The organism is Mesorhizobium sp. M7A.F.Ca.CA.002.09.1.1, from assembly GCF_003998555.1.
Lineage (GTDB): Bacteria > Pseudomonadota > Alphaproteobacteria > Rhizobiales > Rhizobiaceae > Mesorhizobium > Mesorhizobium ciceri.
Window position 1 is genome coordinate 1 of sequence record NZ_RZRR01001234.1, and the last position, 1,253, is coordinate 1,253.

Sequence of the window (1,253 nt, forward strand, 5' to 3'; positions counted from 1 at the left end):
ACGACATCTTCACCGTCACGGTGAACATGGCCGGCCTGCCGGGCATCGCTGTGCCCGCCGGGCTCGACGCCAAGGGTTTGCCGCTCGGGCTTCAGTTGATCGGCCGGCCGTTTGACGAGGAAACCCTGTTCCAGACCGCCGCCGTCATCGAGCAAGCCGCCGGCACATTCCAGCCGGAGAAATGGTGGTAGCATGCCGCCCCCGTCTCGCATTTCCATCGTCGAGACGGAAGACGAACTGCTGATAACCAACCCACCGCGCATCTCGGATTTCAGGATGGGCTTCGTCCTGGTTGGGGCCGCGATCGTTGCCTATACCGGCTACATGGGATTGACCGACACGTCGCCCGCAAACGTCGCCAGCGGCACTCTCGGACTGCTGTCGTTCACTGCGATCATTGCCCTCTTCACCTACTTCCTCGGCAAGGATTTCATGTGGCTGGTGTTCGGCAAGGAAACCCTGCGGCTAACCGACGTGGCAGCCGTGCGCGACGTCAGGGGTTTTGTGCGAAATCGTTCCTCATTGCCTTTGAAAGGGCACCTTGAGGCCGAAATCCTCGACCATGCCTATCCAACGGATGAAGCGGGGCTGTCGGAAGTCATCAGGTTGACCAACACCAACGGCGTCCTTGTTTTCGGCAGGGAGTTGAGCCGGCCCGAGGCCGAGGCTGTGACAAGTGCCGTCGAGCACTTCATCGGTCGTGAGAATTCGAGCCGACGATAGGCAGCCAATGTTCTTCTACCTTTCCAAGATCTTCTGGTTCTTCATCCAGCCGCTCAACCTGGCGATCTTCCTGCTGCTAGCGGGACTGCTCGCGGTCACGATCGGGCGCCGACGGTTAGCGGCCGCCGGCAGCGTGCTGGCATTTTTGATCCTTGCACTGTCAGCATGGACGTCGCTCGGCGCCATGATGCTCAATCCGTTGGAAGAGCGCTTTCAACGCCCGCCGCTGCCGGAAAAGGTCGACGGCATCGTCGTGCTCGGCGGCGGCTTCGAGGGCGCCATCAATCTGGCGCGCGGCGGCTATGAGCTGAACAGCAGCGGCGATCGGATGGTCGAGACCGCGATTCTCGCCCGGCGCTTTCCCACCGCCAAGGTGGTCGTCTCCGGCGGCACCGGCGCGTTGTTTCTCGATGGCGAGGGCGATGCCGCAACCGCGCCGCGCCTGCTCACCGCGCTTGGCGTGGCCGCCGACTGGATGATCCTGGAGAACAAGTCCCGCAACACCTATGAGAACGCGGTCTTCACCAAGG

At 62.3% G+C, this 1,253-nt stretch carries 3 protein-coding genes; all 3 read left to right on the top strand.

What is annotated here, in order from left to right; translation table 11 throughout:
- Nucleotides 1–191: amidase family protein (locus tag EN994_RS32095; protein WP_245466153.1), on the top strand; the 191-nt coding region annotated here is incomplete at its 5' end.
- 1 nt (nucleotide 192) lies between these two features.
- A complete protein-coding gene (locus tag EN994_RS32100) occupies nucleotides 193–723 on the top strand; it encodes a hypothetical protein (RefSeq protein ID WP_127308183.1) in 531 nt (176 codons plus the stop codon).
- Nucleotides 724–730: 7 nt separating this feature from the next.
- Nucleotides 731–1,253 (top strand): YdcF family protein (locus EN994_RS32105; protein WP_164746447.1); only part of this gene is annotated, 523 nt, incomplete at its 3' end.